The sequence below is a fragment of the Aeromonas australiensis genome (assembly GCF_000819725.1).
GTDB classification, from domain to species: Bacteria; Pseudomonadota; Gammaproteobacteria; order Enterobacterales; family Aeromonadaceae; genus Aeromonas; species Aeromonas australiensis.
In genome coordinates this window covers 19,167-44,234 of sequence record NZ_CDDH01000050.1, presented here as the reverse complement: position 1 = coordinate 44,234, position 25,068 = coordinate 19,167, and the positions used below count along the sequence as shown (strand labels likewise).

Here is a 25,068-nt window from a genome sequence, read left to right as displayed (position 1 = left end):
TTGGTTGGCACCAAAAACAAAAGGGTCTGACAGTGCAGACCCTTTAAACGTACCCTCGTGGGCGCTTACTGCTTGGAGCCGTGAGGAGACTTGAGGTAATGGAAAAACTCACTGTCAGGTTTGAGCACCATCAGATCGTTACCACCGGCAAAGCTCTTGCGATAGGCCTCCATGCTACGCACGAAACTGAAAAACTCAGGGTCTTTCTTGTAGCTTTCGGCATAAATCTTGGCGGCTTCCGCATCCCCTTCACCACGTAACTGACGAGCGTTACTCTCGGCATCAGCGATCATGACGGTCACCTTGCGATCGATATCGGCACGCAGAATCTCGGCCTGCTCACGCCCCTGCGAGCGATGCTCACGCGCGACCGCATTACGCTCCGCACGCATCCGCTGATAGATAGAGTTGGAAACTTCTACCGGCAGGTTGATCTGCTTGATCCGCACGTCGACAACTCGGATACCAAGCTCTGAGGAGCGAGCCATCTTCATCAAGGCATCCTCCATCACGGTACTGCGCTCTCCAGAGACAATATCCTTGATGGTGCGATTACCGATCTCGGAACGCAGACCGTTGTTGATCTTGCGTTTGAGCAGATCTTCAGCCTGCAGTTTGTTGCCACCACCGGTTGCCAGGTAGTACTTGGAAAAGTCCTCGATCTTCCACTTCACGTAGGAGTCGATGATCAGGTCTTTCTTCTCGGAGGTAACAAAACGGTCGGCCTGACTGTCAATGGTCTGGATGCGAGCATCCATCTTGCGAACCTGGTCGATGAGCGGCACCTTGAAGTGCAAGCCGGGCTCATAGAGACGCGCTTCACCGGAGTCAGCCCGTTTCACCTTGCCAAACTGCACCACAATCCCCTTCTGCCCTTCATCAACGATAAAGACAGAGGAGAAACAGACCATGGCAACCGCAGCGATGACACCAATAGCTAGCTTTTTCATCTATCAGTTTCTCCCTGAGCTAAAGCGATCGCCGCTACGAAGCGGAGTCGGAGTAGAGTTGGTGCCATCGCTGGTTACCGTTGGTGCATTGACGGGAGCCACAGCACCGGGAGCGCGTGCCGGAGCAACGGTATTAGCGTGACCAGACAATTTATCAAGCGGCAGATAGATCATGCTGTTGTTGCCAGCCGGCATGTCGACTACCACCTTGTTAGCCTGCTGATAGATCTCTTCCATCGTTTCCAGATAGATACGCTCACGAGTCAGGTCTTGGGCTGCCAGATACTGGGGCAACAGCTCGTTGAAGCGAGCCACTTCACCTTTTGCTTTCAACACAATCTGGGACTTGTAAGCTTCGGCTTCCTGCTCCAGACGCTTGACCGTACCACGTGCTTTTGGCTCGACTTCACGGGCATAGGCTTCTGCTTCGCGGATAAACCGCTGCTCATCTTCCTGTGCTGCAATAGCGTCATCGAAGGCATCTTTCACCTCTTCTGGCGGACGAGCTGGCAAGAAGTTGACGTCAACGATCTGCAAGCCCATCTGGTAAGGCGCAACGATTTTTTCGATACCATCCCATGTTTCGCGACGAACCTGTTCCCGACCGGTGGTCAAGATATCATCCATCTTGGTGTGACCGATGACATAGCGTAATGCGCTATCAGTAGCCTGACCCAGACTCTCTTCGGCGTTGGTTACGCTGAACAGATAACGCTCTGGATTGACTACCCGGTACTGCACGTCCATCTCGACCCGCACTACGTTTTCATCCTGAGTCAACATGAAACCGGAGGCTGGCAGCGAGCGCACAGACTCTACATCAACCGGGATCACCCGATCGATAAAAGTAGGTTTCCAGCGCAGACCTGGATCCACATTGTGAGAATACTCCCCAAAACGTAGCACTACGCCCCGCTCAGCTTCACGAATGGTATAGAAGCCGCTGACAACCCATACCACCACGGCGACAACCAGCGCGATGGAGATGCCAAAGCGACCAATATCGCCACCCGATTTACCGCCACCCAATAAACCACCGAAACGGTGACTCACTTTACGCAGCATTTCATCCAGATCAGGGGGTCCCTGATTCTTGCCGTTATTCCCCCAAGGGTCACGGTCTTTGCCGTTGTTACCAGGCTCATTCCAAGCCATCAGCGTCTCCATTAATACATGCGGATGGATATCATCTCTACCGGGCCATCATACGCTGAGAAGCCTCTAAGGGTTCATCTTCATCAACGAATCAATGCCTGATAAAGCGTTGTAAACTCTCACCTTCCTGTTTTACGAGGCGGTTCCAGTCGGCCACTTGCAAGCGGACTTCCAGGACGAAATCACCCTCCTCGCTAAAACCTTCCTGCTCAATCCCTTTCAGCTGATAAAGCGCACTGCGCAATCGCGCTGCAGAAGGTGGTAATTGCAGGGTGTGGTGCACCATGGAGCCAGCCAGCAATTCGGTCAGCGCCGTAAACAGATGCTCACACCCTTCACCTGTCTGGGCCGATAACCAGACGCGCAACGGGCGCCCCTCGTCATCTCGTTCCAGACCCGATGGACGTTCCGCCAGCTTGTCGATCTTGTTGCAGATCATCAACTGGGGCCTGTCGTCGGCTTCAATCTCGGCCAGCACCTGCTGCACGGAGTCGATGTTCTCCTGCATCTGCTCATCGGCACAGTCAACAACATGAAGCAGCAGGTCCGCTTCGCGAGTCTCCTGCAACGTTGCCTTGAATGCCGCGACCAGATCATGGGGCAAGTGTCGAATAAATCCAACTGTATCGGCCAAAATCACATCGCCCACATCACGGATCACCAGTTTACGCAGGGTAGGATCGAGTGTTGCGAACAACTGATCGGCAGCATACACGCTGGCAGCTGTAAGTTGGTTGAACAAAGTAGACTTTCCAGCGTTGGTATAACCAACCAGCGACACCGTCGGTACTTCATTGCGATTTCTGGCCCGACGGCCCTGCTCCCGCTGCTTGGCCACCTTGTCGAGTCTGCGTAAAATCGCCTTGATGCGTTCCCGCAGCAGACGTCGGTCGGTTTCAAGCTGGGTTTCCCCCGGACCACGTAGACCTATCCCGCCTTTTTGCCGTTCAAGGTGGGTCCAGCCTCGCACCAGACGAGTGGAAAGATGGCGTAACTGAGCCAGTTCGACCTGCAGTTTACCTTCATGGGTACGAGCCCGCTGGGCAAAGATATCGAGGATAAGACCGGTTCGATCTACCACCCTGCACTGGAACAGGCGCTCAAGATTACGCTCCTGAGCGGGGGTCAAGGCATGGTTAAAAATAACCACGTCAGCATCAAGCATCTGGACCTGATATGCGATCTCTTCAGCCTTACCGCTGCCGACAAAGAATTTGGCGCTGGGTGCACTGCGACTGGTGGTGATCACTGCCAGCGCATTGACTCCGGCAGAGCTCACCAACATTTTGAGCTCTTCCAGATCCTCTCTCTCACCCTCATCACTGAAGTTGACGTGCACCAGTACGGCCTGTTCGCCAGCTTCATAACGGTCAAACAAGCGCTTGCTCCTTAACAGGAATCATGATGAATATGAATTGGAGCCTTGACTCTCCTCGGATCATCACGCCTCGGCATCGCCCTGTTCATCAGCGGCACCACCCGGTGCTGGTTGGTGATGGTTGACCGCGCGGGCCGGCACCACTGTCGAGATGGCATGTTTGTAAACCATCTGGCTCACGGTGTTTTTCAGCAGGATCACAAACTGGTCAAAAGATTCGATCTGACCTTGCAGCTTGATGCCGTTCACCAAATAGATAGAAACAGGAATCCGCTCACGGCGCAGCGCATTCAAAAACGGGTCTTGGAGAGATTGCCCCTTAGCCATTTTTCTTTTCCTTATAGTTTGTTGTTTTTAAATATCGAATCTCAATATAACAACCTGATTATACAGGGAGTGTCAAGCTGCACCAGTGCGAGCAAGCACGCGCTCGAGATTGCCAGACTCACCAGATTCCAGCCAGGTCACCTCGGGCCAGCCGCGTAACCAGGTCATCTGTCGTTTTGCCAATTGACGTGTGGCAACAATGCCACGATAACGCATCTCATCATACTCAATCTCGCCGTTCAGGTGGTCCCACATCTGGCGGTAGCCCACGCAGCGAATGGAGGGGAGATCCGGGGTCAGATCGCCGCGCGCCATCAGCGCACGAACCTCCTGTTCAAAGCCACCTTGCAGCATCTTGTCAAAGCGCTGCTCGATCCGCTGATGCAGCACGGCGCGATCGCTCGGGGCGATGGCAAACTGCTGCACCCGATAGGGCAAGCCCTCCCCCTGCACCTGCGTCAGCTCGGTAAGTGTCTTGCCGCTGATGCGGTAGACCTCCAGCGCCCGGGAGAGTCGCTGCGGGTCATTGGGGTGGATCCGCGCCCCGGCCACCGGGTCGATACGCACCAGCTCGTCGTGCAGCGCCTGCCAGCCAAGACGGGCAGCCTCCTCTTCTATTCCGGCCCGAATGACGGGGTCGGCAGAAGGGAGCGGGGAGAGCCCTTCCAGCAACGCCTTGAAATAGAGCATGGTACCGCCCACCAGCAGCGGAATGCGGCCACGGTCGGCAATCTCTTTCATCTCCCGCAGGGCATCCTTGCAAAAATCGGCTGCCGAATAACTCATGGCCGGGTCGAGAATGTCGATCAGCCGGTGCGGGGCCCGCGCCAGTTCATCAGCGGTCGGCTTGGCCGTCCCTATATCCATACCGCGATAGATCAGCGCCGAATCAACGCTGATGATGTCGCAAGGCAGCGCCTGGCACAGTTCAATGGCGAGATCCGTCTTGCCGGAGGCCGTCGGCCCCATCAGAAAAATTGCGGTCGGCAAGTCACTCGCCATGTTCAAACTCCTCCAGCACGGTCGCCAGCGAAAGCGGGCGCACCATGCGAATATCTGTCAGTTGGTCAGCATGTTCGGCCACAAGTTCCGTCAGCAGACGACTGGCAGTTGAAAAATCGTATATCTTATCGCGGCTTATCCCCTGCTCTACCAGCCATTGGCATAATACTTCAGCCTGCTGACCAGCATCACTGTCAGATCCGCTCTCGATAATTTGCAGCAATTCGGGTAACAGCCGTACCAGATCGGTCTGGCGCAGCAGGGCTGGCACCCGCGTCAGGATCATGGTGTCGCGCCCCCCACTTTTCAACTCCAGCCCCATCCGTTTGAGCAGCCTTTCCTGCTCGCTCACCAGCGCAATCAGGTTCTTCGACAATGTGAAAGAGACCGGTAACAACAGCGGCTGGGCCGCCAGCCCCTGTCCCCAGGCATCCAGCAGCCAGTGGCGCAGCAGCACCCGCTCGGCGCGTACCAGCGAGAGCAGTGCCAGCTGATTATCCCGCTCGATCAACAGGTAGGCCTGCTCCACCAGTGTCAGGGCGCGACATCCCCCCTGCTTGGGTGACGGCACGGGATCAGTGGGCTGCGCAGGAGCAGCCTCAGTTGCGATAGGCAGCGTAGTGAGCAGAGCGCCCATGCCGCGCATCGCCTCCCGACTTGGGGGCTCGGGCGGTTGATAATTGCTGGCTCGGCCAGCCCCACCGTTCCCTTCCCGCACCTGTGCAGGTGCTCGGTAGCTGTGCTCGGCACCGTACCATTCGGGACGTGGCGCCTGACCGGGATATTCAATCTGCGGGCTGACCGGCAACTCGACCAGAGTTTCGGCCAGCGGCGCGTCCTGATGAGCGGCGCTGACGCCTTCGCGGCGCAGCGCGGTAAACAGCGCCTGAAAGATAAAGTCGTGGATCAGTCGCGCCTGATGGAAGCGCACCTCATGCTTGGCCGGGTGGACGTTGACATCTACCTGACGGGGATCCAGCTCGATATAGAGCACATAAGCGGCGAAGCGGTCGGGAGGCAACAGCTCGTCATAAGCCTGACGGATGGCGTGGTTGATGAGCTTGTCGCGCATCATCCGGCCGTTTACGTAGGTGTATTGCAGGTCGTTCTGCGGTCTTGCCCCTTCCGGGGTCGCCAGCCAGCCCCACAGCCGCACATCGCTGTGCTCGCTCTCCACCGCCAGCGCATGGTGCATAAACGGAGAACCGCATACCGCAGCAAGACGACGCTCCTGCTCCGGCACGGTATTGGCGGCCTTGTACTGGCGCACCACCTTGCCATTGTGGCGCAGGATCAGGGTGGCATCGAAGCGTGAGAGCGCGATGCGGCGCACCAGCTCGTCGATATGGGCAAACTCGGTCTTTTCGCTGCGCATGAACTTGCGCCGCGCCGGGGTATTGAAGAAAAGATCCACCACCTCCACCGTGGTGCCCACCGGATGGGCCGCCGGCTTGATGGTGACGCTCATTTCGCGCCCTTCCGCCTGGGCTTGCCAGGCTTCGGACTGCTCGGCGGTGCGGGAGGTAAAGGTGAGACGGGAGACCGAGCTGATGGAGGCAAGCGCCTCGCCACGAAAGCCCAGGCTGTTGATCCCTTCCAGATCGTCCAGGGTGGCCACCTTGGAGGTGGCGTGGCGTGACAGCGCCAGCACCAGCTCATCCTTGCTGACACCGCAGCCATTGTCACGGATACGGATCAGCTTGGCGCCCCCCTTATCGATGTCGATCTCGACCCGGTCGGCCCCTGCATCCAGACTGTTTTCCACCAGCTCTTTCACCACAGAAGAGGGCCGCTCCACCACCTCTCCGGCTGCAATCTGGTTGGCCAGAATGGGTGGCAAAATACGGATCGGCATCACTTACTCCTGAGTTTCAATCTTGCGGATAGAGAGCCGCTCCACCACTTCTCCACCAACCGGAATCTGGTTGGCCAGGATAGGGGGCAATATACGGATCGGCATCACTTACTCCTGAATTTCAATCTTGCGGATAGAGAGCCGTTCCACCACCTCTCCACCAACCGGAATCTGGTTGGCCAGAATCGGGGGCAATATACGGATCGGCATCGCTTGCTCCTGAATTTCAATCTTGCTGATGGTATTCGCTAACAGCGGGAGCGGCATAACCCGCTCCCGCGCGTCAGTTTTGCGGAATGTAGAGCACCTGCCCTACCTGAATATTCCGCGACTTGAGCTTGTTGATCTCCACCAGCCGTGCCTGACTCACCCCATGCTGCTCGGCAAGGCGGGAGAGACTCTCCCCCCGCTTGACCACATGGCGGATCATCTGTGACTTGTCATCACTGCGAACAGGGGCGGCAGTGCGGCTCTGCCCTTGCTGGGGAATATAGATGGTCTGACCAATCTGAATATCCCGGCTGCGCAGCTGGTTGATCTCAACCAGTGTCGCCTGGCTCACCCCATGTTTTTCGGCAAGGCGGGAGAGGCTCTCGCCCCGTTTGACCACATGGCGGAGCATCCGCGATTTGTCATAGTCTCCCACACTGCTGACCGGTGCCCCGCTCTCCTGCACCGCCGCCGAGTAAGGCTTGATCACCCCGGCGCCAGAGCCGGTTGCCGTGCCGCTATCGCGGGCAGTAGCGGGCATCTTGTTGGTCACTACCGGCTGCGACTGTGCCTGCCTGGGCTGGCTCACCGTCGGCTGAGCTACCGGCGCAGGACGAGTGGTAACGGCAGGCTTGCTGCCCTGCCCCTTGCCAGCCAGCATGGCCCCCTTGGTCGGGTGGGCACGGTAGTAGTTGCGGATCCCCTCGAAGATGGCACGGGCCAGCTGGTCCTGATAGCTGGCGGTGGCCAGCAGCTTCTCTTCCGCATGGTTGGAGATAAAGCCGGTTTCGACCAGCACGGATGGAATATCCGGCGCTTTCAACACTGCCAGACTGGCATGTTCAGGGGCATTTTTGTGCAACCGGGCGACCTTACCCATTGAGCGTAAAATCTGCCGGCTTACGTCGTAACCTTCGGCACGGGATTTGTCCATGGAGAGGTCGAGGAAGGTTTGCGCAAGATAGGGGTTGGGGTCAGATTCCGCCAATACCTTGCCGACCCCGCCCAGCAGCTCACCCTGCTTCTCCTGCTTCTCCAGCCAGCTGCCCATCTCGCGGTTGGCACGGTTGGTCGACAAGACCCAGACCGAGGCACCACGCGGGGTAGAGTTATGAAAACTATCAGCATGGATAGAGACCAGCAGATCCGCCTTGGCCTTGCGAGCAATCTCGGAGCGTTTGTTAAGATCAACAAAGTAGTCGCCACGGCGGGTCAGAACAGCCTGCATCCCCGGCTCACGGTCAATGAGCGCCGCCAGTTTCTGGGAAACCGCCAAGGTCACCCGTTTTTCATAGGTACGACTGGGGCCTATTGAGCCCGGATCTTCGCCACCGTGCCCAGGGTCGATGGCAATCACCACCCCTTTGCCCTGTCCGCCAACAGGGGTCGCACGAACAGCAGCAGCGGACCGCTTCTCCTCATAGGGCAGGTCAATCACCAGGCGGTGGCCATAAGGGCCTGCCGGTGCCAACGGAAACACCACCGGCTTGATGCTGGAGCTCAAGTCGAGCACCAGTCTCAGCCCCCCCTTTTCCAGCGGGGTGCTCTCACGCACTTTGCGAACCAACTCGCTCTTGTTTTCAATGCGGGCAAGATTGGTGGCGTTGCTCGCCCCTTTCAGGTCGATCACCAATCGGTCAGGGCCAGTCAGAGTGAAATAGTTGAAATTGGGAGCGCTGCTCATATCGAGCACCACCCGGGTATTATCCGGTGACGGCCAGATTCGTACGCTCTTGAGCTGATTCGCCCAAGAGGGTAAGGCCATCAAGGAGAGAGCAATAACAAGGATCAAGCGCACGTAGATGACAACCGTTCCAGAATGGCTTCGCCAATAGCAGTACGGGCCTCTATCAGAACCTCGCGCTGCTCGCCTACATAAGTGAGAGTAATTTCAAGGTCGGGAGCTGGCAACCAGCCCTCTCCCTTCTCGGGCCACTCCACCAGACAGAGCGTGTTGGCAGCAAAATAGTCCCGAATACCCATGAATTCCAGCTCTTCGGGATCAGCGAGGCGATAGAGATCGAAATGGTAGACCTGCCAGCCATCGAGCTCGTAGGGCTCAACCAGGGTATAAGTCGGGCTTTTTACCTTGCCCTGATGGCCAAGGCCCTGCACCCAGCCACGGGTCAAGGTGGTTTTACCGGCGCCAAGCGTGCCATGCAAAAACACGGTTGTCGCTTGCTGGCAAGCCTGTGCCAGACGGCCACCCAGTACTACGGTTGCTGCCTCGTCCGGCAGTGTCATCATCAACTGTTTTGCCATGTTCTTCTTTTTAACTTGTTGTGGTGTCGGGATTAACCAGTCTGCGGATCAGCGGCAGCAGATCTGACGCCAGCATGCCCCGCTCGCCGTCGGCGGCAGCCTGATCTGCGGCCTCGCCATGGATCACGGCGCCCAGCCAACTTGCCATGGTGGCAGACCGGCCCTGGGCCAAAAGGGCGGCGATTATACCAGATAACAGATCGCCCATGCCGCCACTTGCCATGCCGGGATTGCCTTCACAACAGAGAGCGACCCGCTCGCCGTCATAAATAAGTGTCCCCGCTCCTTTTAGCAGCACCACACCGCCATAGCGCCGCTGCAGCGCCTGCACGGCGGCAAAACGGTCGGTTTCAATGTCGGCAATGGTGCATCCCAGCAGGCGCGCTGCTTCGCCGGGATGGGGCGTGAGCACCCAATTATCCTGATGGCGGGGAGATTGCGCCAGCCAATTCAATCCATCGGCATCTAAAACCAGTGGGAGCCGATCGGTGAGATAACGGGCGATTTGCTCCCTTCCCCACTCATCCTGACCAAGACCCGGGCCAATAACCCGCACCGATGCCCACCCCTCGTCATCAACGGTGGTGAGGCTCATCAGTTCAGGTTGATAGAGGCTGACCGGCGGATGTTCCGGATACTGACACACCCTCACCAGCCCGGCCCCTGCCCGCAGGCAGGCGCGAGCCGCCAGCACGATGGCCCCCTGCATACCGCGATTGCCCCCCACCAGCAGTACCTTGCCATAAGAGCCCTTGTGGGAAGCGCGTTGGCGCGGGGTCAGCTGCGTGCTCAGCAGTGGATAATCGATGCGCCAGGCGGCGGGCAGCATTGTGTCATCAGGCGTTACGCCAAGGGGATCCCAGTCGAGCACGCCGACACAATCCCCCCCGTCGCCGGTGAGCATCCCCTGCTTGATACCGATAAAGGTAAGGGTGCGAGTGGCCTGCACCACGGCTCCCATAGCACGGCCAGTATCACCGTTGAGGCCAGAGGGAAGATCCACTGCCAGCACAGGCACAGCCAAGTCATTGATTGTTGCGACGATCTTTGTCAGTAGCGGCGAGAGGGACCTGTTGACGCCGGTGCCAAGCAGGGCATCAACCACCAGATCCGGGGCGGAGTGTTGGGTATCATCAAACCGCTCGGCCAGCCAGACCCGGCCACCGGCCGCCAGCCACTCATCGGCGGCACGTCTGGCATCCCCCTTCAGCTGGTCGGGTGCCCTGGCGGCAATCACCACCACCTCGATGCCAATCTGGCGGGCAAGACGGGCCAGCACATAGCCATCACCGCCGTTATTACCGGGGCCGACGAAAATCCACCAGCAGCGACTGTCGGGCCAATGCAGAGTGGCATAGGTGCGCAGCGCGGCACCGGCTCGCTCCATCAGGGCATAGAGAGGCTGCCCCTCACGCGCGGCCCAGTTGAGCTCCAGTGCGCGGATCTGTTCAGTCTGCCACAGCCCCTGTGGTAAACTGCCCCCCTCTTTTGTGCCCAACGCGCCCCTGATGATCTCTACCATGACGGCTCCCGCCTCTTATCAATCGACCCACGCCCGCAAACGCCAGCCAGGCCAAGCCGCATGAGCGCTCCTGACTTCCACCAGCTGGCCCACGATATCAAGCTCTGGGCACGGGAGCTAGGATTTGACCAGGCGGGCATCACCGACACCGACCTGCGTATCGAAGAGCCGAGATTGCAGGCCTGGCTGGATGCGGGCTATCACGGCAGCATGGATTACATGGCGCGCCACGGCATGATGCGGGCGCGCCCCCACGAGCTGCTGCCGGGCACGGTGCGGGTGTTGTCGGTGCGGATGAACTACCTGCCGTTCGAGGCGGGCTTTGCTGCCACCCTGCGCGATCCGACCCTCGGCTATATCAGCCGCTATGCCCTCGGCCGTGACTACCACAAGGTGCTGCGCAACCGGCTCAAACAGCTGGGTGATCGCATTGAAGCGCGCTGCGCCGAGCTGTTTCAAGGCACTGAAGAGACCTTGGGTGAGTGGCGCCCCTTCGTCGACTCCGCCCCCATCCTCGAGCGGCCACTGGCAGCCAAGGCGGGCCTAGGCTGGGTTGGCAAACACTCACTGCTGCTCAACGAATCGGCTGGCTCCTTCTTCTTTCTCGGTGAGCTGTTGCTCAACCTGCCGCTGCCGCTCGACCAGCAAGTGGAGAAGGAGCTGTGCGGCAAGTGCGTCGCCTGCATCAACATCTGCCCGACCGGCGCTATTGTCGCCCCCTATGTGGTGGATGGCCGCCGCTGCATCTCCTATCTCACCATCGAGAACGACGGTCCTATTCCGGAAGAGTTCAGGCCCCTGATGGGCAACCGCATCTACGGCTGCGACGACTGCCAGCTTATTTGCCCCTGGAATCGCTACGCCGATGCCAGCCCGGAACCCGACTTCAGCCCTCGCCCAAGCCTGCACCGCCCGCCCCTGCTGGCGCTGTGGTGCTGGAGCGAGAACGATTTCCTCAAACAGACCGAGGGAAGCCCGATCCGCCGCATCGGCTATCAACGCTGGCGCCGCAATCTGGCAGTCGCCCTTGGCAATGGTCCAGCGACCCCCGAGGTGATCGCGGCCCTGCAACTGGGGCTGACCACCGCCGATCCCATGGTGGCCGAACATATCGAATGGGCGCTGGCAACTCTTGCCCGGCGTCAGGATGAAGAGAACAAGAAGACCCGTTTGCTGATCCGCTGCATCGAAAAAGGTCTGTCGGATCACGCATAAGTGATCTGCCCCTTGCCGGATTGCAGCACTTTTTTCATGCTCTGCCGACCTGCAGTGCCCATAACAGCGTGGTCACTGCAAACTGCTCGGCACACAACAAGGACAACACAGATGCATATGTTGGGAGTGGATATTGGAGGCTCAGGGATCAAGGGCTGTCTGGTCGATACCAAAACCGGCGAATTGATTGGCGAGCGCCATCGCATTGCCACACCGCAACCGGCCACCCCGGCCGCCATCGCCCATACCCTCAAGGCGCTGGTCGAACACTTCGACTGGAAAGGACCGGTGGGCTGCGGCTTTCCCGCCACTATCCACAACGGGGTTGCCAAGAGTGCCGCCAACATCGACAAGAGCTGGATCGAAACCGATGCCGAGCATCTGTTTGCCGATGTCACCGGCAAGCCCTGCTATGTGCTGAACGATGCCGATGCCGCCGGTCTGGCAGAGATGCGCTTTGGCGCCGGCAAGGATCGCAAGGGGGTCATCATTCTCATCACGGTCGGTACCGGCATCGGCACAGCCATCTTCGTCAACGGCCATCTGCTACCCAACACCGAGCTGGGTCATTTGATGCTGGAAGGGATGGTCGCCGAGCACTACTGCTCCGATGCGGCGCGCAAACGGGAGGATCTCTCCTGGAACCGCTGGGGCAAGCGCTTCAACAGGTATCTGGCGCGTCTCGAGTTTCTGTTCTCCCCCGACCTCTTCATTCTGGGGGGCGGCAGCGCCGCCAAGCTGGAGAAGTTTGTCGATCGCATCACCACTCGAGCGCCGCTCATTCCGGCGGCCAGCCTCAATCAGGCAGGTATTATCGGGGCCGCTCTCTGCGCTGCCGAACGGCATCAGAGCTGATCGACTATCTGCTCCCCCTTGGTAACAGGAGGGCTCGGCAGCCAGGTTAGGCCCTCCTGCTTATCTGTGCATCAATCCTTGCCGCGTCCTACATATCATCAAGCCGATGAACGCCATGCACCAGACGGTGCATGCGTGTCCGTTCCAACGCCGCCAGGTTATCGAGCATGGCAGCCGTTGCCGGTGTCGGGCACTCTCGGGCCAGATGGCTCAGCTCACCGACCAGTTGCTCTTCCCAGCGGCATACCTGAGTAACGATATCCTGGGTCTGAGCCGAAGCTGGTAGCGCGAATCGGGTGATGGCAGGCAGCATATCCTCGCTGAAACTCTGCTCCAGCCAGGTCTCTCTGACCGCCTCTCCCAACTGGGTGGTATACTCGTGCAGATGGGCACTGGCCGCATCCTCACGCCCTTGCAGATAGACCAGCAACATCCGGCTGCGTTCGCTATCCACCTGACTGGTCAAGCGCCCGTAACAGAGTCCGAGCTGGTGATGAACCTGCTCAAGATAGTGCAGCAACTCTTTGATCTGTTGAAATCTCATCGCTCTGCCCTCCATGCTTGTCGACATTGTCAGTATAAAAAACCGGCGCCACCGACCCAATCCCTATCAGCGCTCCCCTTGCGTTGCATCAAGGTTGACGCCGACAAAGTGGCGGTCAGGTGATCCACAAGTGAATAGGGAACGATTTGTGCAGGAATTTGTGCAACCATGGAGGAGCGGCAGGCTCGATAGCCGATATGGACAGAAACGGGCTGACACACTAATAAAACCAGCATATACCCGATATAAACCATCTTTAATTCGGCCATATATCACGCATACGAAACAGGATCTGGACAAGTAACCATTTCCTCCTGCTCGTTATCCGCCAGACAGAAATCCTTATCACTTTTTAGACGTCTAGACGTAAAAACATGCGTTGACACAGCCATCCAGACATCTTAGCATCATCCTCCATGATGACAGAGCAACCCAGTGAAACCTCTGCCCAATTCACCCGCCTGTAGCGCCCTGTGCTTTAAGGCTGTTAGCACGGAAGAATCCATGATTAAGTTGATCGGTCTCAACAAAGTCTACGGTAAAGGCAGTGATGCCGTGCACGCCCTGCGTGATGTCAGCCTGCATGTACCCCAAGGCAAAATAGTCGGGGTGATCGGCGCCTCTGGTGCCGGCAAGAGTACCCTCATTCGTTGTGTCAACCTGCTGGAGCGCCCGACAGAAGGCCAGGTGATTGTCGATGGTCAGGATCTGGTCGCCCTGAGCGAACGGGATCTGACCCTGGCTCGCCGCCAGATCGGGATGATTTTCCAGCACTTTAACCTGCTCTCTTCGCGCACCGTCTCCGCCAACATCGCCTTTCCACTGGAACTGGCGGGCTGGAGCAAAGAGAAGATCCAGCAGCGGGTTGCAGAGTTGCTGGCGTTGGTCGGACTGGAGGCGCGCGCCCATGCCTATCCATCCGAGCTTTCCGGTGGTCAGAAACAGCGCGTCGCCATCGCCCGGGCACTGGCCCCCTCCCCCAAGGTACTCTTGTGTGACGAGGCCACCTCGGCTCTCGACCCGCATACCACCCGCTCGATCCTGACCCTGCTCAAGGAGATCAACGTCAAGCTGGGGCTCACCATCCTGCTCATCACCCACGAGATGGATGTGGTGAAAGGGATCTGTGACGAAGTGGCCATCATCAGCGACGGCCGCCTGATCGAGCAGGGGGAAGTGGCCTGGTTCTTCAGCAACGCCAAGACCCAGCTGGCCCGTGACTTTATCCACTCCACCATCCATCTGGAGGTACCACAGGAGTATCAGGATCGGATGAGTGCGGAGCGGGTGCTTGGCAGCTACCCGCTGGTGAAGCTCGGCTTTACCGGCAGCACGGTTGATACGCCGCTGATCTCCGAGGCGAGCCGCCGTTTCAATATCGACATCAGCATTCTGAGCGCAGATATCGAGTACGCCGGTGGTGTCAAATTCGGTTTCCTGCTGGCCGAGCTGTTCGGGGATGAAGCCCAATGCGAAGCAACCCAACAATTCTTTATCGACAACCATATTCAGCTGGAGGTAATGGGTTATGTCCGAAGCCATGATTAATCTGCTCATCAATGCGCTTGGCGACACCCTGATCATGGTGTTTGCCTCCGCCCTGTTCGGTTGCCTGCTCGGCCTGCCGCTCGGCGTGGCGCTGCATGTGACCAAGGCGGGCCAGATCCTGGCCAACCCCTTGCTCAACAGCACCCTGGGCATGGTGGTCAACGTGGGTCGCTCGGTGCCCTTTATCATCCTGCTGGTCGCCATCATTCCGCTGACCCGGCTGATTGTAGGCACCAGTATCGGCACCATCGCCGCCATCGTGCCGCTGACTGTCGGTTGCATCCCCTTCATCGCCCGTCTGGTGGAAGGGGCCCTGATGGAGGTGCCGGACGGCCTGCTGGAGGCGGCCAAGGCGATGGGCGCCAAGCCGCTGCAAATTATCACCAAGGTGCTGCTGCCCGAGGCCCTGCCCGGCATCCTCAACAGCGTCACCATGACCCTCGTCACGCTGGTGAACTACTCGGCCATGGCCGGGGCCATCGGTGGCGGCGGTCTGGGAGATGTGGGTATTCGTTATGGTTATCAGCGCTTTGACCCGACTGTCATGCTGGTGACCGTGGTTATCCTGGTAGTACTGGTTCAACTTATCCAGAGCGCGGGTGAGCGCCTGGTCAACAAATGTGATCATCGTTAATCGTCGATTTCTGACAGGAGGTTTTATGAAATTAGGCATCAAATCCGTTGCGGCTGCCCTGCTGGCTGGTCTGGTTCTGGCCGGTTGCGGTCAAAAAGAGGAGAGCAAGGTTCTGAAAGTGGGCGCCATTGCTGGCCCTGAGACCGAACTGGTTGAAGTGGCAGCCAAGGTCGCCAAAGAGAAATACGGTCTGGAGGTTCAGATCGTCAACTTCTCCGACTATGTCACCCCGAACGTGGCCTTGAACGATGGCAGCATCGATGTCAACGCCTTCCAGCACAAACCCTATCTGGACGCGCAAGTACGTGATCGCGGCTTCAAGCTGGTGCCGGTTGGCAACACCTTCGTCTACCCGATCGCCGGTTACTCCAAGAAGATCAAGGCGCTGAGCGAGCTGCAAGATGGCGCCCAGATCGCGGTACCGAACGATCCGACCAACCTGGGCCGCTCCCTGATCCTGCTGGCCCATCAAGGCCTGATCACTCTGAAGGATGGTGCAGGTCTGGAAGCCACCGTGCTGGATATCGCCAGCAACCCGCGCAACTTCAAGATTGTCGAGCTGGAAGCGGCCCAGCTACCGCGCTCGCTGGAAGATGTGGATCTGGCTATCATCAACAACACCTTCGCCGGCCAGATTGGTCTGACCCCGACCGAGAACGGCCTGTTTGTTGAAGACAAAGAGTCCCCCTACGTCAACCTGATCGTCGCCCGCGACAACAACAAGGATGACGAGAAGGTCAACCAGTTCGTCCAGTCCTATCAAACTGAAGAGGTCTACCAGAAAGGTCTGGAGCTGTTCAAAGGCGGCTTGGTAAAAGGTTGGTAATTGCTCACTCGGCAAAAAAGGCCACGCGATGCGTGGCCTTTTTTATTGGCGCCGCTATCATATCCGCGAGCACGGCAACACGAACATACTCATAACATGAAAAAATGGTATCTGGCCTACTGCAAGCCAAAAGAAGAGGCCCGCGCCCGCGCCCACCTCGATGCCCAGGGTATCGAATCCTATTATCCCATGGTGGAGATCGAGAAGCTGCGCCGGGGCAAGCGAGTTCCGGTACGGGAACCCATGTTCCCCAACTATCTGTTTATCTTCGTCGATTTGGAAGAGGTAACACCGGTCACCCTGAAGTCGACCCGCGGCATCAGCCGGATCATCCACTTTGGCAGCGAATGGACTCCCATCAGCAGCAAGCTGGTCTATCAGCTGATGAGCCGCGATGACAGCGACGAGGCGAGAGCCTGCTACGCCAGCCTTCCCTGCTCGGGCGACAAAGTGCTGATTGAAGAGGGGCCGTTGGCAGGCTTCGAAGCCATCTATATGGAGCCGGATGGAGAGAAGCGGGCGATTTTGCTGGTCAGCCTGCTCAACCGGGAGACCACCAGCAGTTTTGACAACCACACCTTCAGACGTCTGGACTAAACCCACGGGCCAGACGGCCCGGTGCATACCAATAGCAATGGCGGGATGATCCCGCCATCTCACGCATCAAGATCAAAGCGGGCGATGACCGCCTTCAGCTTGCCGGTATCGCCAGCCAGTCTGGCTACGATCTCCTCCCCCTGCTGACTACGCTGACAAGATTGCCGACTGAGCGCGGCAATGTCATCGACCGTCCCGGATACCTCGGCGGCTACCCGCGACTGCTGCTCGGTTGCCACCGAAATAGCCTCCAGCTGGCCCGACAGAGACTGCACCAGCTGGTTCATGGCACTCAGGGTATCGGTCACCAATCCGACGGCATCCCGCCCTTGCTCCACCAGCCGGGTGCCGCTGCTGACGGTACTCACCGTTTGGCGAGTCTGCCGGGAGATGGCCGCAATGGTCTGGCTGATCTCGGCGGTTGATTGATGGGTGCGGGTCGCCAGCTGACGTACCTCATCGGCCACCACCGCAAAACCGCGCCCCTGCTCGCCTGCCCGCGCCGCCTCGATGGCGGCATTGAGGGCCAGCAGGTTGGTCTGCTCCGCAATGGTGGCGATCACCTCGGTGATCTGCCCCACCTGTTCACTCTGATGCTCCAGCAGCCCCATGGCCTCATTAGCCTGCCCAATCATGGCGGTAATCTGCTGCATGGTATCGCTCATTCGCGCCAGCGCGGCCTCCCCCTGACGGGTCTGCTGCTGCACCTGATGGGCACCATCCGCCACACCTGCAATGTTACCGGCCACCTCACGGGCGCTGACCGACATCTGATCGATAGCCGCCGCTACCGCATCGACCCGCTGATCCTGTTCCGTCAGATCCGCCACTATGGCTCTGGTGGTGCTGCCAACATCGACACAGGCCACCTCGACCTGTCCCACGGCGCCCTGTAACTCGCCCACCAACTGACGCAACTGGGTAGACATCCGGTTGATGGAGCCGGTCAATTCTCCCAACTCATCCTGCCCCGTTATCGCCAAGGGCTCGGCCGCCAGCCGGCCATCAGCAACCTGCCCCGCCCGGGTCACCAGAGAGGCAATGTCACGGGTTAGACGGCGACTAAAGAGCCATGCGACCACCATGCCAAGCACGATGGCACTGCCGGTAGCCAACAGCAGTGTCTGGTTGATGGCCCTCCCGGCTCCGGTCATCTGCGCCGAAATCTGCTCCACCTCGGCGCGGGTTTTCCCCACCAGCTGAACCAGCTGCTCGCTGAGGCTGGACTGCATCGGCTCGATGTCGGTGGCCATCAGGTAGTTGGCCTGATCCCAATCCGGCGCTTGGCGCTTCTCGATCACCTGCCCCACCAGCTCGGAGAAGGGGGTAGCCATCTCTTCAAACAGCTGCCAGAGGCTCTGCTGGGTGTCGGTAAAGAGCGCGGCTTGCTGCTTCACCTCAGCCACCCGCTGCTGGTGAAACTGGTAATAATCCTGATATTTGCTGCGGTATTCAGGATCGCCGGAGATAAGAAAATCCCGCAGGGCAGAGAGGGAATTGGCGAGGCTGTTGTAGGCATCTCCCACCTGCTTGAGCAGCATGCGGCGATCGCCCGCGAGCTGCTCCTGCGGGGTCGCCACCTCCTCATTGGCAAAAGATTGCAACTGATCGAGCGCCGCCTCCGCCAACGGTCCCGCCTCCTGCAGCATCAGGGTGTGAGCGGGCAGATTCTCTTCGCTCTGGGCGATGGTCCACACCTTCTCCTGATGGCTTTTGAAGGTCTCGAGAGACTTGGCGAGCGCCGGACTGAACGCCTGATGGGCGATGGCCTGCCAGGCCGACTCCCACTCCTGCTTGAGACGGGAAGCCTCGGCAGGATCCTTACCGAGAATCAGATAGCCACGCAGGGCAGAAACGGTGGCAACCAGCGCCTTCTGGCTCGCCTCATCCCGCTGCAGAGCGGGCAGCGCCTGCTCCAGCAGAGTGTGTTGGGCCTGATTGATCTGGGTCAGCCGGTAATAGACCAGCGTGGAGGAGAGCAGGATCAGCAGGTTGATAAAACCGAAGCTGAGCAGCAACTTGCTTGAGATTTTCATGAACATCCTTGTTCAAACGGAGGGATCCAGCCAACAGAATCAGATAGGTATCAGTGTTGGTAATCTATCTTGCCAAGTCCGGTGCCACTCTTGCAACTCGCTGCGGGGCATTGGTCTGGCAGAGAAGAATCCCTGGCAAGCATCACAGCCCAACTTTGCCAGTAGCCGCCAGGTCTGCTCATCCTCGACCCCTTCCGCCACCGACTTGAGGCCCAACTTGCGCGCCAGCTCGATGCTGGACTCGATAATGGCCAGACGAGAGGGGTCTTCAAAACAGCGATCGACAAAGGAGCGATCCAGCTTCAGCTCGGTAAAGGGCAACAGCGCCAGTTGCTGCATAGAGGAGTAGCCGGTACCGAAGTCATCGATGGAGAGACCAAAGCCGTGCATCCGCAGCCGGGTCAGCACCTCCAGCGACTTGCCCAGATCCTGCACAAAGGCGCTCTCTGTCACCTCCAGGGTGATGAGCTCGGGGTTGATGCTCCAGCGTTGACACTGATTGATCAGGGTGTTGCACAGATCCCCCTCGATAAGCGAGGTGGTGGAGAGGTTCATCGACAGATTGAGCGAGAGCCCTGTCTCTTCCCATAAGTGACCATCACGGAGGGACTTACCGATGATCACCTCGGTCAACTGATCGATCAAGCCGTTGTGTTCTGCCAGCGGAATAAAACGCCCCGGAGAGATCAGGCCAAACTCGGGGTGTTGCCAGCGGGCCAACGCCTCCATCCCGACCCACTCGCCAGATGCAAAACTCACCTTGGGCTGGTACCAGGGTAGCAGCTGATCATGCTCAAGCGCCCGGCGCAACTCATCCAGCCCGATCCTGTGCCCCTCCTCCTCCCTGGCAGACTCCTCCCGGGGCGACCAGGCATCGATCAGCTGCTTGAGTTGCTGCTGAGTAGAGGGTTTCTCTATGCGGCCGAGCACCTGCAAGCCATAGGCGGCACTCATCCGCAATACAGCTTCGACCACATCCCCCTCAAGGGCGCTGGAGAGGATAATGCCGCCCTGAAAACCACCTAGCGACAGGCGGCGCAACAGCGCCATGCCATCCATTCCGGGCATTCGCAGATCGCAAAACAGGATATCGACCTTGTGTTGCTGGCTAAGCGCCAGCGCCTCGGCACCATCGGCCGCCTCCAGCAGATTCAGGTAACCCAGGCTGCGGATCTGATGCAGCAGCGCCTTGCGCTGAAATCCATGGTCTTCCACGACCATGATGACCAACTCATGTTGTGCTTTTTTCATCGAGCCATAATCCAATGTCGTGGGCGATCGCCGTCATCAATAGCTGCACCTTGCCTGTCAGCTCATCCAGTTCCTCAAGCTGCTTCAATCTGGCAGCCGACTCCAGCCTGGCCGCCTGTGTGGCCAGCTCCTCCAACCCGACCATGCGGGCAGCCCCCTTGATCCGGTGGGCGGTCTCTACCAAAGTGCTGGCATCATGACAAATCAGTGCAGCCATCATGGCCTCGCCATCCTGCCGGTTGGAATCGAGGTATTCCACCGCCATGGCTCGCGCGGTCAGCTCGTCACCAAAAAGCGCCAACCAGCGTTCTGCCTGCATACCTGTAGCCCCATCCACGGGCGTAACCGCGCTTCTGGTTGGCGTCCTCTCTGCCAGCCAGTGGGCCAGCATCTGGCGCAAGGTATCCAACGGGTAGGGCTTCAATAGCATGTCACTCATGCCTGCCTCTACCATACGAGCACTCGCCTCTTCCGACGTATCTGCCGTTACCCCTATGATGGGCGCCGTCACGCCTGCCGCCCGCAGCGCCTTGGTCAGGGCATAACCATCCATCACCGGCATATGGCAATCAGTCAACAGCAGGGAGAATTGCTGTCCCTGCCAGGCCCGCAGAGCCTTCTCGCCATCTTCCACAACCTGAGCCTCGATACCAAGAATGGCCAACTGCCGTGCCAGCAAGGCACGATTGACCGGATGATCATCGGCCACCAATACTTTACCACCCAGCTTCTCTGCAAGCGCAGGGAGGATCGGTGTGGCCCGCTCCTGCAGCAATTCGTGGCAGCTCTCCAGCAGAAGATCCGGATAGAGGGGAGATAGACCCAGGCGCCACCATTTCTGTTCACCAATCCGACCCCGTAACGCCTCATCGGGTGATGCGATGATCCCCTTCAGCGCAGAGTGTTGCAGCCAGCTTTGCCATTCCCCCCCCCAGCGCTTGCTCAAGCCACCGTTGATCGGCCAACAGCAACCCTTCCAGTGAGCGACTGAGCTCATTGGCCCCCAAGTACCTGAGCTTGGCCCCTTGCCGTACCATGGCTGCTTCGAGGTTGGTGTCATCGCTGAAAAACCACCATTCTGTATCAGCTAGAGCAGGGGGATCCCACTGCGGATTGGTAAGCGGCACGGTAAAGCGGAAGCTGGATCCCTCTCCTGCCTTGCTGGTCAGTGTCAGTGCCCCTCCCATTTTGCACACCAGCTGCTCACAGATTGCCAACCCCAGTCCGGTGCCACCAAAACGACGGTTGATATCAGACTCCACCTGCTCAAAAGGCGTGAACAGCAGCGCTTGCTTCTCTTCGGCGATCCCGATACCGGTGTCACTGACACTGATGGTCAGTTGCTCGCTCAGGTAGCTGACCCGGATAGTAATACCCCCTTGTTCGGTAAACTTCACCGCATTGTTGAGCAGGTTGGAGATGACCTGACCAATACGCACCCCATCGATGTCGGCCCAATCCGGCACATGCTGCCCCCACTCCAGCCCCACTTTGAGCCCCTTGCTATGGGCAAGGGCCGCGTGGCCACGGATCGCATCGCAGATCACCGTTTGTAACCGACAGCACTGATAATTCAACTGTAACTGACCCGCTTCTATCTTGGAGAAATCGAGGATGTCATTGACCAAATAGAGCAGGTTGTTGGTCGAATTGACCACATTGCGCACCATAAAACGCTGGTCGTCGTTGAGCTCGCTCATTTGCAGCAATTCGAGCATGCCGTGCATGCCGGAGATGGGGGTGCGTAACTCGTGGCTCATGGTGGCCAGAAAGCGGCTGCGCGCCTGCATCGCCTGCTCGGCATAGGCGCGAGCCTTGCGCAGCTCATACTCCTGCTGCTTGAGAGACGTGATGTCCTGAATAACCCCATTGAGGATCAGCGCCTGCTGCTTCTGACGGACAAAATTACCGCGCACTTGGAGGTAGCGATCCCCGTCTGGGCGCTCCAGCTTTACCTCCAGATCAAGTGGGACCAAGGTCTCGGCATGGTTGGCCACCTTGCTGACAAACTCCTGGAGCGCCTGTTCGGTAACGCCAAACACCTCGCCGGCCGATTCGGCGCTAAACAACTCCTGATGGGTCACCCCCAAGATCTCATTGGCCCCCTGAGAAGCGTAGAGAAAGCGCCCCTTGCCCGGCCCCTGCCATAGATACTGGTAAACAACGCCAGGCATGCTGTCGGTAATCTGGGTAAGGCGGGTTTCAGCCTGACGGGCACGCTCCTCAGCATCCTTGATCCGGCTGACATCGGTCAGTACCGTCAACACCCCCCGCATATTTCCATCGGGATCCCGATAAGGTCGTTTGGCATAGATAACATGGCAGGGCGTACCATCAGCTCGCAGGTTGCTTCCTGCCCCCTCCAGATCCTGTCCGGTCTGCCACACCCGGCGCTCTTCTTCCAACACACTGTTTCTGAGTGTCTCGGGCATGTTTTGCAGCTCCTCACTGCAACTGCCAGCACCGAGAAAAGCATCGCGATAGGCCTGATTGCACAAGGTGATCCGCTGCTCGCTATCACGTAACGCCACCATGGTCGGCAGTGAGTTGAGCAAGGTTTGCACAAATAACAACTGCTCGTTCAGCTTGTCCTCTGCGATTTTCCGCTGCGCAATCTGACGACGCAAACTGCGAGCCCAAAGCATTACCAGCAAACCGCTGACGAGCAGAGCGGCCCCTCCTATGGCCAACCACTTGTAAATCAGGGTGTAATCAGACTCGATATTGACCGACACATTGAGCCAGCGTCGCTCCAGCCGTTGCCACTCCTCATCCGTGATGGTCAGCAGCAACTTGTCCATGATTCGGAGCAACTCGGGCTGAGCATTGTCGACAGCCATACTGATAGGTACGGAAAATTCGGGAGAGCTCAGCACCACCTGATACTTATCATTGAACCCCTTCATTGCCTGCTGTCCCAGATTGGTCATGGTCAACAGCACATATTCGGCTCGCCCAGTGTCGAGCAAGGTCAGTAAATCGGCATCCTTGCCCACTTCGATAATATTGGCGCCCAGCGCGTGAATGAGAGAGGCTTCGTAAGAGCCCGTCACACCACCAATCAGACGCCCTTTCAGCTCGACCAGCGACTTCAGCGGGCGAGCACCGTGCCTGGCTACGACATAGCTGTCGAACTTCAGATAGGAGGAGGTAAAAGAGGCAAAGGACTGACGATCCTTGAGGGGTGTCATCAAGGGAATAAGGTCCACTTTGTGCTCTTTCAGCAGTTTAAGTGACTCCTGCCAGGTATTTGTCGACACCAGCTCAAAGCGGATCCCGGAGCGCAGACTCAATAACTTCATCAGGTCTGCCGTATAGCCATGCAATTCACCTTCGCCATCGATTTCGCTGATGCCGGCAAATCCGGGGGCAACGGCGAACTTGATCACTTTGTTCTTCTGCTGCAGCCAAGAAGCCTCATCGGGTTCCAACAACAGACCCGCATTAACGCGCTCATCCTCCTGATGCAACCGTAATCGTGAGTCTGCAACAGGTATCCGTTGATATGCCTGCCAAAGCTGCTCGCTCAGCTCTGGCTGGCGGGAACTGGTCACCATCGTCAACATGCTGCCAGAAAGCCACTTCGGGATAACAACCCCCATCGATGATGGCATTCGCGCCATCTTGTGGGTAACAATTGGACTCATCTCAAGATATGCATCGACAGCCCCCAGCTTGACCATATAGCTCGCCTCCGAACGGCTATCCAGCTCAGTTACATCAGAGATCCCCAAACGAGCCAATTCATTACAACTGCCAAAACCACGAATACAGACCCAGCGTAACTTGCGCGCCTGCTCCAGGGTCAATCGCTGATCCGGGGTATGCATTAAAATGGAGCGTGCATATGAACCGATACTGCCGATATGGTTTATCCCCTTCAGCTCAAGAGCATTACGTTCAACTCCGATTAATGCATCGATCTGGCCGCTTTGGAGAGCAATCTGGGCATCTACGTAGGAGTTATACGGGATATAGCGCAAGGACACGCCCATTTCGGCTGCAATACGCGAGGCCAGCTCCTTGAGCGGACCAGCATAACGCTGGCTGGGCAATTCGTAGAGGAACGGAGGATAGCCACCACGGGGTACCCCGACCAGCAGCTCTTTTTGTGCAGAAATTTCGTTACTTGTGCTCTCATCTTGCGGCTGGGGAGCTGCAACAGCCAACACGCCTGAAAACAACAGCAAAATGGGAAGAAAAAGCTGACGAAGGAGTGGCATAAGGTCTTGTCCTGATGAGTAAAACAGATAGGGCTGCCACCTCTAATCTTGCAGATCCTGACGACGCAAGGCGAGAAAACAATCACAGCTGTTACAAAGAGGGCAGAGAGGATAATACTGAGTCACCAACATGTGAACCTGGAATCAACCGTAAGATGGAAAAATGGCAGGCATGCCGCCTGCCATTTCACTAGCGAGGGGGATCTTATTCTCCCCTTCGCTATCAGGTTATTCGATTCCCGAGGCGGAAGCCGGTTTGATACTCCCGCTCGCGAACGAGGGCGATTTGACCCTGATACCCTTCCAGCCCGATATCCCTGAGCAGGGCGGGCGACAGATTGACCCGCACGAGACGACGCTCGACCCTGGCAATCCTTCTCTGGACCAGGGATTCAACACTGCGCAGTAAAACCAGTTCGATAGACATGACATTCTCCAGTTGAACATGCGGTTCTCCCGGAGAAAGTGGATATCACCCTGCGGGACGAACCGCGGATGATAAAAAGACAGGGGTTACCTGTTTACGCCACGCGGTAAAAGAGCACGAGATTTCACGCCGCACGCAGTGCCGCGAGAGAATGCAATATTGAGCATAAGATGTTGCATTTTCGTCTCCTTACCGAATAAAAGTTGAACAGGCCACGGAATTCTAAAAAATATCCGAATTTAAAACAAGCC

At 58.0% G+C, this 25,068-nt stretch carries 21 protein-coding genes and 1 pseudogene; 6 read left to right on the top strand and 16 right to left on the bottom strand.

The window, feature by feature from the left end; genetic code table 11:
- Positions 1–65: 65 nt before the first annotated feature.
- The 10 genes from hflC to BN1117_RS07330 form a co-directional block, all read right to left on the bottom strand.
- Positions 66–950: a protease modulator HflC gene (gene hflC, locus BN1117_RS07370; RefSeq protein ID WP_040096154.1), complete on the bottom strand. Its 885-nt coding sequence runs from the start codon at positions 948–950 to the stop codon at positions 66–68.
- 3 nt (positions 951–953) lie between these two features.
- Positions 954–2,105, bottom strand: coding sequence for an FtsH protease activity modulator HflK (gene hflK, locus BN1117_RS07365; protein WP_040096152.1), 1,152 nt, complete (start codon positions 2,103–2,105; stop codon positions 954–956).
- Between the two features lie 91 nt (positions 2,106–2,196).
- Positions 2,197–3,483: a ribosome rescue GTPase HflX gene (gene hflX / locus BN1117_RS07360; RefSeq protein WP_040096150.1), complete on the bottom strand. Its 1,287-nt coding sequence runs from the start codon at positions 3,481–3,483 to the stop codon at positions 2,197–2,199.
- Positions 3,484–3,546: 63 nt separating this feature from the next.
- Entirely contained in the window at positions 3,547–3,810 is a 264-nt protein-coding gene (gene hfq, locus BN1117_RS07355; protein WP_040096149.1) for an RNA chaperone Hfq, read from the bottom strand.
- A 72-nt stretch (positions 3,811–3,882) separates the two neighbouring features.
- The gene (gene miaA, locus BN1117_RS07350; RefSeq protein ID WP_040096147.1) at positions 3,883–4,812 is read right to left on the bottom strand and encodes a tRNA (adenosine(37)-N6)-dimethylallyltransferase MiaA; all 930 of its coding nucleotides are present in this window, start codon (positions 4,810–4,812) and stop codon (positions 3,883–3,885) included.
- On the bottom strand, positions 4,802–6,667 hold the full coding sequence (mutL, locus tag BN1117_RS07345; RefSeq protein WP_040096146.1) for a DNA mismatch repair endonuclease MutL: 1,866 nt from the start codon (positions 6,665–6,667) through the stop codon (positions 4,802–4,804). Before mutL ends, miaA begins: the two co-directional genes overlap by 11 nt.
- 108 nt (positions 6,668–6,775) lie before the next feature.
- Positions 6,776–6,934, bottom strand: a complete 159-nt coding sequence (locus BN1117_RS19645; RefSeq protein WP_167334818.1) for a hypothetical protein — start codon at positions 6,932–6,934, stop codon at positions 6,776–6,778.
- Between the two features lie 16 nt (positions 6,935–6,950).
- Positions 6,951–8,675 (bottom strand): N-acetylmuramoyl-L-alanine amidase, encoded by a 1,725-nt coding sequence (locus tag BN1117_RS07340; protein ID WP_082032559.1) that lies wholly within the window; start codon positions 8,673–8,675, stop codon positions 6,951–6,953.
- Positions 8,666–9,139 carry a tRNA (adenosine(37)-N6)-threonylcarbamoyltransferase complex ATPase subunit type 1 TsaE gene (gene tsaE / locus BN1117_RS07335; protein ID WP_040096144.1) on the bottom strand — a complete coding sequence of 158 codons (474 nt, stop codon included), beginning with the start codon at positions 9,137–9,139 and terminating at the stop codon, positions 8,666–8,668. Before tsaE ends, BN1117_RS07340 begins: the two co-directional genes overlap by 10 nt.
- Before the next feature lie 10 nt (positions 9,140–9,149).
- Positions 9,150–10,661: a bifunctional ADP-dependent NAD(P)H-hydrate dehydratase/NAD(P)H-hydrate epimerase gene (locus BN1117_RS07330; protein ID WP_040096142.1), complete on the bottom strand. Its 1,512-nt coding sequence runs from the start codon at positions 10,659–10,661 to the stop codon at positions 9,150–9,152.
- A 60-nt stretch (positions 10,662–10,721) separates the two neighbouring features.
- On the opposite strand from BN1117_RS07330, the gene queG reads away from it, so the two are divergent.
- Positions 10,722–11,876, top strand: a complete 1,155-nt coding sequence (queG, locus tag BN1117_RS07325) for a tRNA epoxyqueuosine(34) reductase QueG (RefSeq protein WP_040096141.1) — start codon at positions 10,722–10,724, stop codon at positions 11,874–11,876.
- A 111-nt stretch (positions 11,877–11,987) separates the two neighbouring features.
- Positions 11,988–12,731: a polyphosphate--glucose phosphotransferase gene (ppgK, locus tag BN1117_RS07320; RefSeq protein ID WP_040096139.1), complete on the top strand. Its 744-nt coding sequence runs from the start codon at positions 11,988–11,990 to the stop codon at positions 12,729–12,731.
- A gap of 88 nt (positions 12,732–12,819) precedes the next feature.
- Here ppgK and BN1117_RS07315 read toward each other — a convergent pair whose 3' ends face one another.
- Positions 12,820–13,275: a hypothetical protein gene (locus BN1117_RS07315; RefSeq protein WP_040096138.1), complete on the bottom strand. Its 456-nt coding sequence runs from the start codon at positions 13,273–13,275 to the stop codon at positions 12,820–12,822.
- A gap of 29 nt (positions 13,276–13,304) precedes the next feature.
- Entirely contained in the window at positions 13,305–13,544 is a 240-nt protein-coding gene (locus tag BN1117_RS19395; protein WP_156129913.1) for a hypothetical protein, read from the bottom strand.
- A gap of 235 nt (positions 13,545–13,779) precedes the next feature.
- On the opposite strand from BN1117_RS19395, the gene metN reads away from it, so the two are divergent.
- From metN to rfaH, 4 genes are all read left to right on the top strand, one after another.
- Positions 13,780–14,823: a methionine ABC transporter ATP-binding protein MetN gene (gene metN / locus BN1117_RS07310; protein ID WP_040096136.1), complete on the top strand. Its 1,044-nt coding sequence runs from the start codon at positions 13,780–13,782 to the stop codon at positions 14,821–14,823.
- Positions 14,804–15,457, top strand: coding sequence for a methionine ABC transporter permease (locus BN1117_RS07305; protein ID WP_040096134.1), 654 nt, complete (start codon positions 14,804–14,806; stop codon positions 15,455–15,457). Before metN ends, BN1117_RS07305 begins: the two co-directional genes overlap by 20 nt.
- Positions 15,458–15,482: 25 nt before the next feature.
- Positions 15,483–16,283 carry a methionine ABC transporter substrate-binding lipoprotein MetQ gene (gene metQ, locus BN1117_RS07300; protein WP_040096132.1) on the top strand — a complete coding sequence of 267 codons (801 nt, stop codon included), beginning with the start codon at positions 15,483–15,485 and terminating at the stop codon, positions 16,281–16,283.
- Between the two features lie 96 nt (positions 16,284–16,379).
- The gene (gene rfaH, locus BN1117_RS07295; protein WP_040096130.1) at positions 16,380–16,880 is read left to right on the top strand and encodes a transcription/translation regulatory transformer protein RfaH; all 501 of its coding nucleotides are present in this window, start codon (positions 16,380–16,382) and stop codon (positions 16,878–16,880) included.
- 59 nt (positions 16,881–16,939) lie between these two features.
- Here rfaH and BN1117_RS07290 read toward each other — a convergent pair whose 3' ends face one another.
- The 4 genes and pseudogenes from BN1117_RS07290 to BN1117_RS07275 form a co-directional block, all read right to left on the bottom strand.
- Complete coding sequence (locus BN1117_RS07290) at positions 16,940–18,916, bottom strand: HAMP domain-containing methyl-accepting chemotaxis protein (protein ID WP_040096128.1); 1,977 nt, start codon at positions 18,914–18,916, stop codon at positions 16,940–16,942.
- Between the two features lie 39 nt (positions 18,917–18,955).
- Positions 18,956–20,167: an EAL domain-containing response regulator gene (locus BN1117_RS07285; protein ID WP_040096126.1), complete on the bottom strand. Its 1,212-nt coding sequence runs from the start codon at positions 20,165–20,167 to the stop codon at positions 18,956–18,958.
- Positions 20,148–24,390, bottom strand: a pseudogene (locus BN1117_RS07280) (ATP-binding protein). Before BN1117_RS07280 ends, BN1117_RS07285 begins: the two are co-directional and overlap by 20 nt.
- Positions 24,391–24,613: 223 nt before the next feature.
- Positions 24,614–24,817, bottom strand: coding sequence for a hypothetical protein (locus tag BN1117_RS07275; RefSeq protein ID WP_040096124.1), 204 nt, complete (start codon positions 24,815–24,817; stop codon positions 24,614–24,616).
- Positions 24,818–25,068: the final 251 nt, after the last annotated feature.

Bases quoted from the DNA above. Each gene is read 5' to 3' on its own strand.
- mutL (WP_040096146.1), bottom strand. From the start codon at position 6,667: ATGCCGATCCGTATTTTGCCACCCATTCTGGCCAACCAGATTGCAGCC.
- BN1117_RS19645 (WP_167334818.1), bottom strand. From the start codon at position 6,934: ATGCCGCTCCCGCTGTTAGCGAATACCATCAGCAAGATTGAAATTCAG.
- tsaE (WP_040096144.1), bottom strand. From the start codon at position 9,139: ATGGCAAAACAGTTGATGATGACACTGCCGGACGAGGCAGCAACCGTA.
- hflC (WP_040096154.1), bottom strand. From the start codon at position 950: ATGAAAAAGCTAGCTATTGGTGTCATCGCTGCGGTTGCCATGGTCTGT.
- miaA (WP_040096147.1), bottom strand. From the start codon at position 4,812: ATGGCGAGTGACTTGCCGACCGCAATTTTTCTGATGGGGCCGACGGCC.
- metQ (WP_040096132.1), top strand. From the start codon at position 15,483: ATGAAATTAGGCATCAAATCCGTTGCGGCTGCCCTGCTGGCTGGTCTG.
- metN (WP_040096136.1), top strand. From the start codon at position 13,780: ATGATTAAGTTGATCGGTCTCAACAAAGTCTACGGTAAAGGCAGTGAT.
- queG (WP_040096141.1), top strand. From the start codon at position 10,722: ATGAGCGCTCCTGACTTCCACCAGCTGGCCCACGATATCAAGCTCTGG.
- BN1117_RS07290 (WP_040096128.1), bottom strand. From the start codon at position 18,916: ATGAAAATCTCAAGCAAGTTGCTGCTCAGCTTCGGTTTTATCAACCTG.
- BN1117_RS19395 (WP_156129913.1), bottom strand. From the start codon at position 13,544: ATGGCCGAATTAAAGATGGTTTATATCGGGTATATGCTGGTTTTATTA.
- BN1117_RS07315 (WP_040096138.1), bottom strand. From the start codon at position 13,275: ATGAGATTTCAACAGATCAAAGAGTTGCTGCACTATCTTGAGCAGGTT.
- BN1117_RS07285 (WP_040096126.1), bottom strand. From the start codon at position 20,167: ATGAAAAAAGCACAACATGAGTTGGTCATCATGGTCGTGGAAGACCAT.
- BN1117_RS07305 (WP_040096134.1), top strand. From the start codon at position 14,804: ATGTCCGAAGCCATGATTAATCTGCTCATCAATGCGCTTGGCGACACC.
- ppgK (WP_040096139.1), top strand. From the start codon at position 11,988: ATGCATATGTTGGGAGTGGATATTGGAGGCTCAGGGATCAAGGGCTGT.
- hflK (WP_040096152.1), bottom strand. From the start codon at position 2,105: ATGGCTTGGAATGAGCCTGGTAACAACGGCAAAGACCGTGACCCTTGG.
- hfq (WP_040096149.1), bottom strand. From the start codon at position 3,810: ATGGCTAAGGGGCAATCTCTCCAAGACCCGTTTTTGAATGCGCTGCGC.
- BN1117_RS07275 (WP_040096124.1), bottom strand. From the start codon at position 24,817: ATGTCTATCGAACTGGTTTTACTGCGCAGTGTTGAATCCCTGGTCCAG.
- rfaH (WP_040096130.1), top strand. From the start codon at position 16,380: ATGAAAAAATGGTATCTGGCCTACTGCAAGCCAAAAGAAGAGGCCCGC.
- BN1117_RS07330 (WP_040096142.1), bottom strand. From the start codon at position 10,661: ATGGTAGAGATCATCAGGGGCGCGTTGGGCACAAAAGAGGGGGGCAGT.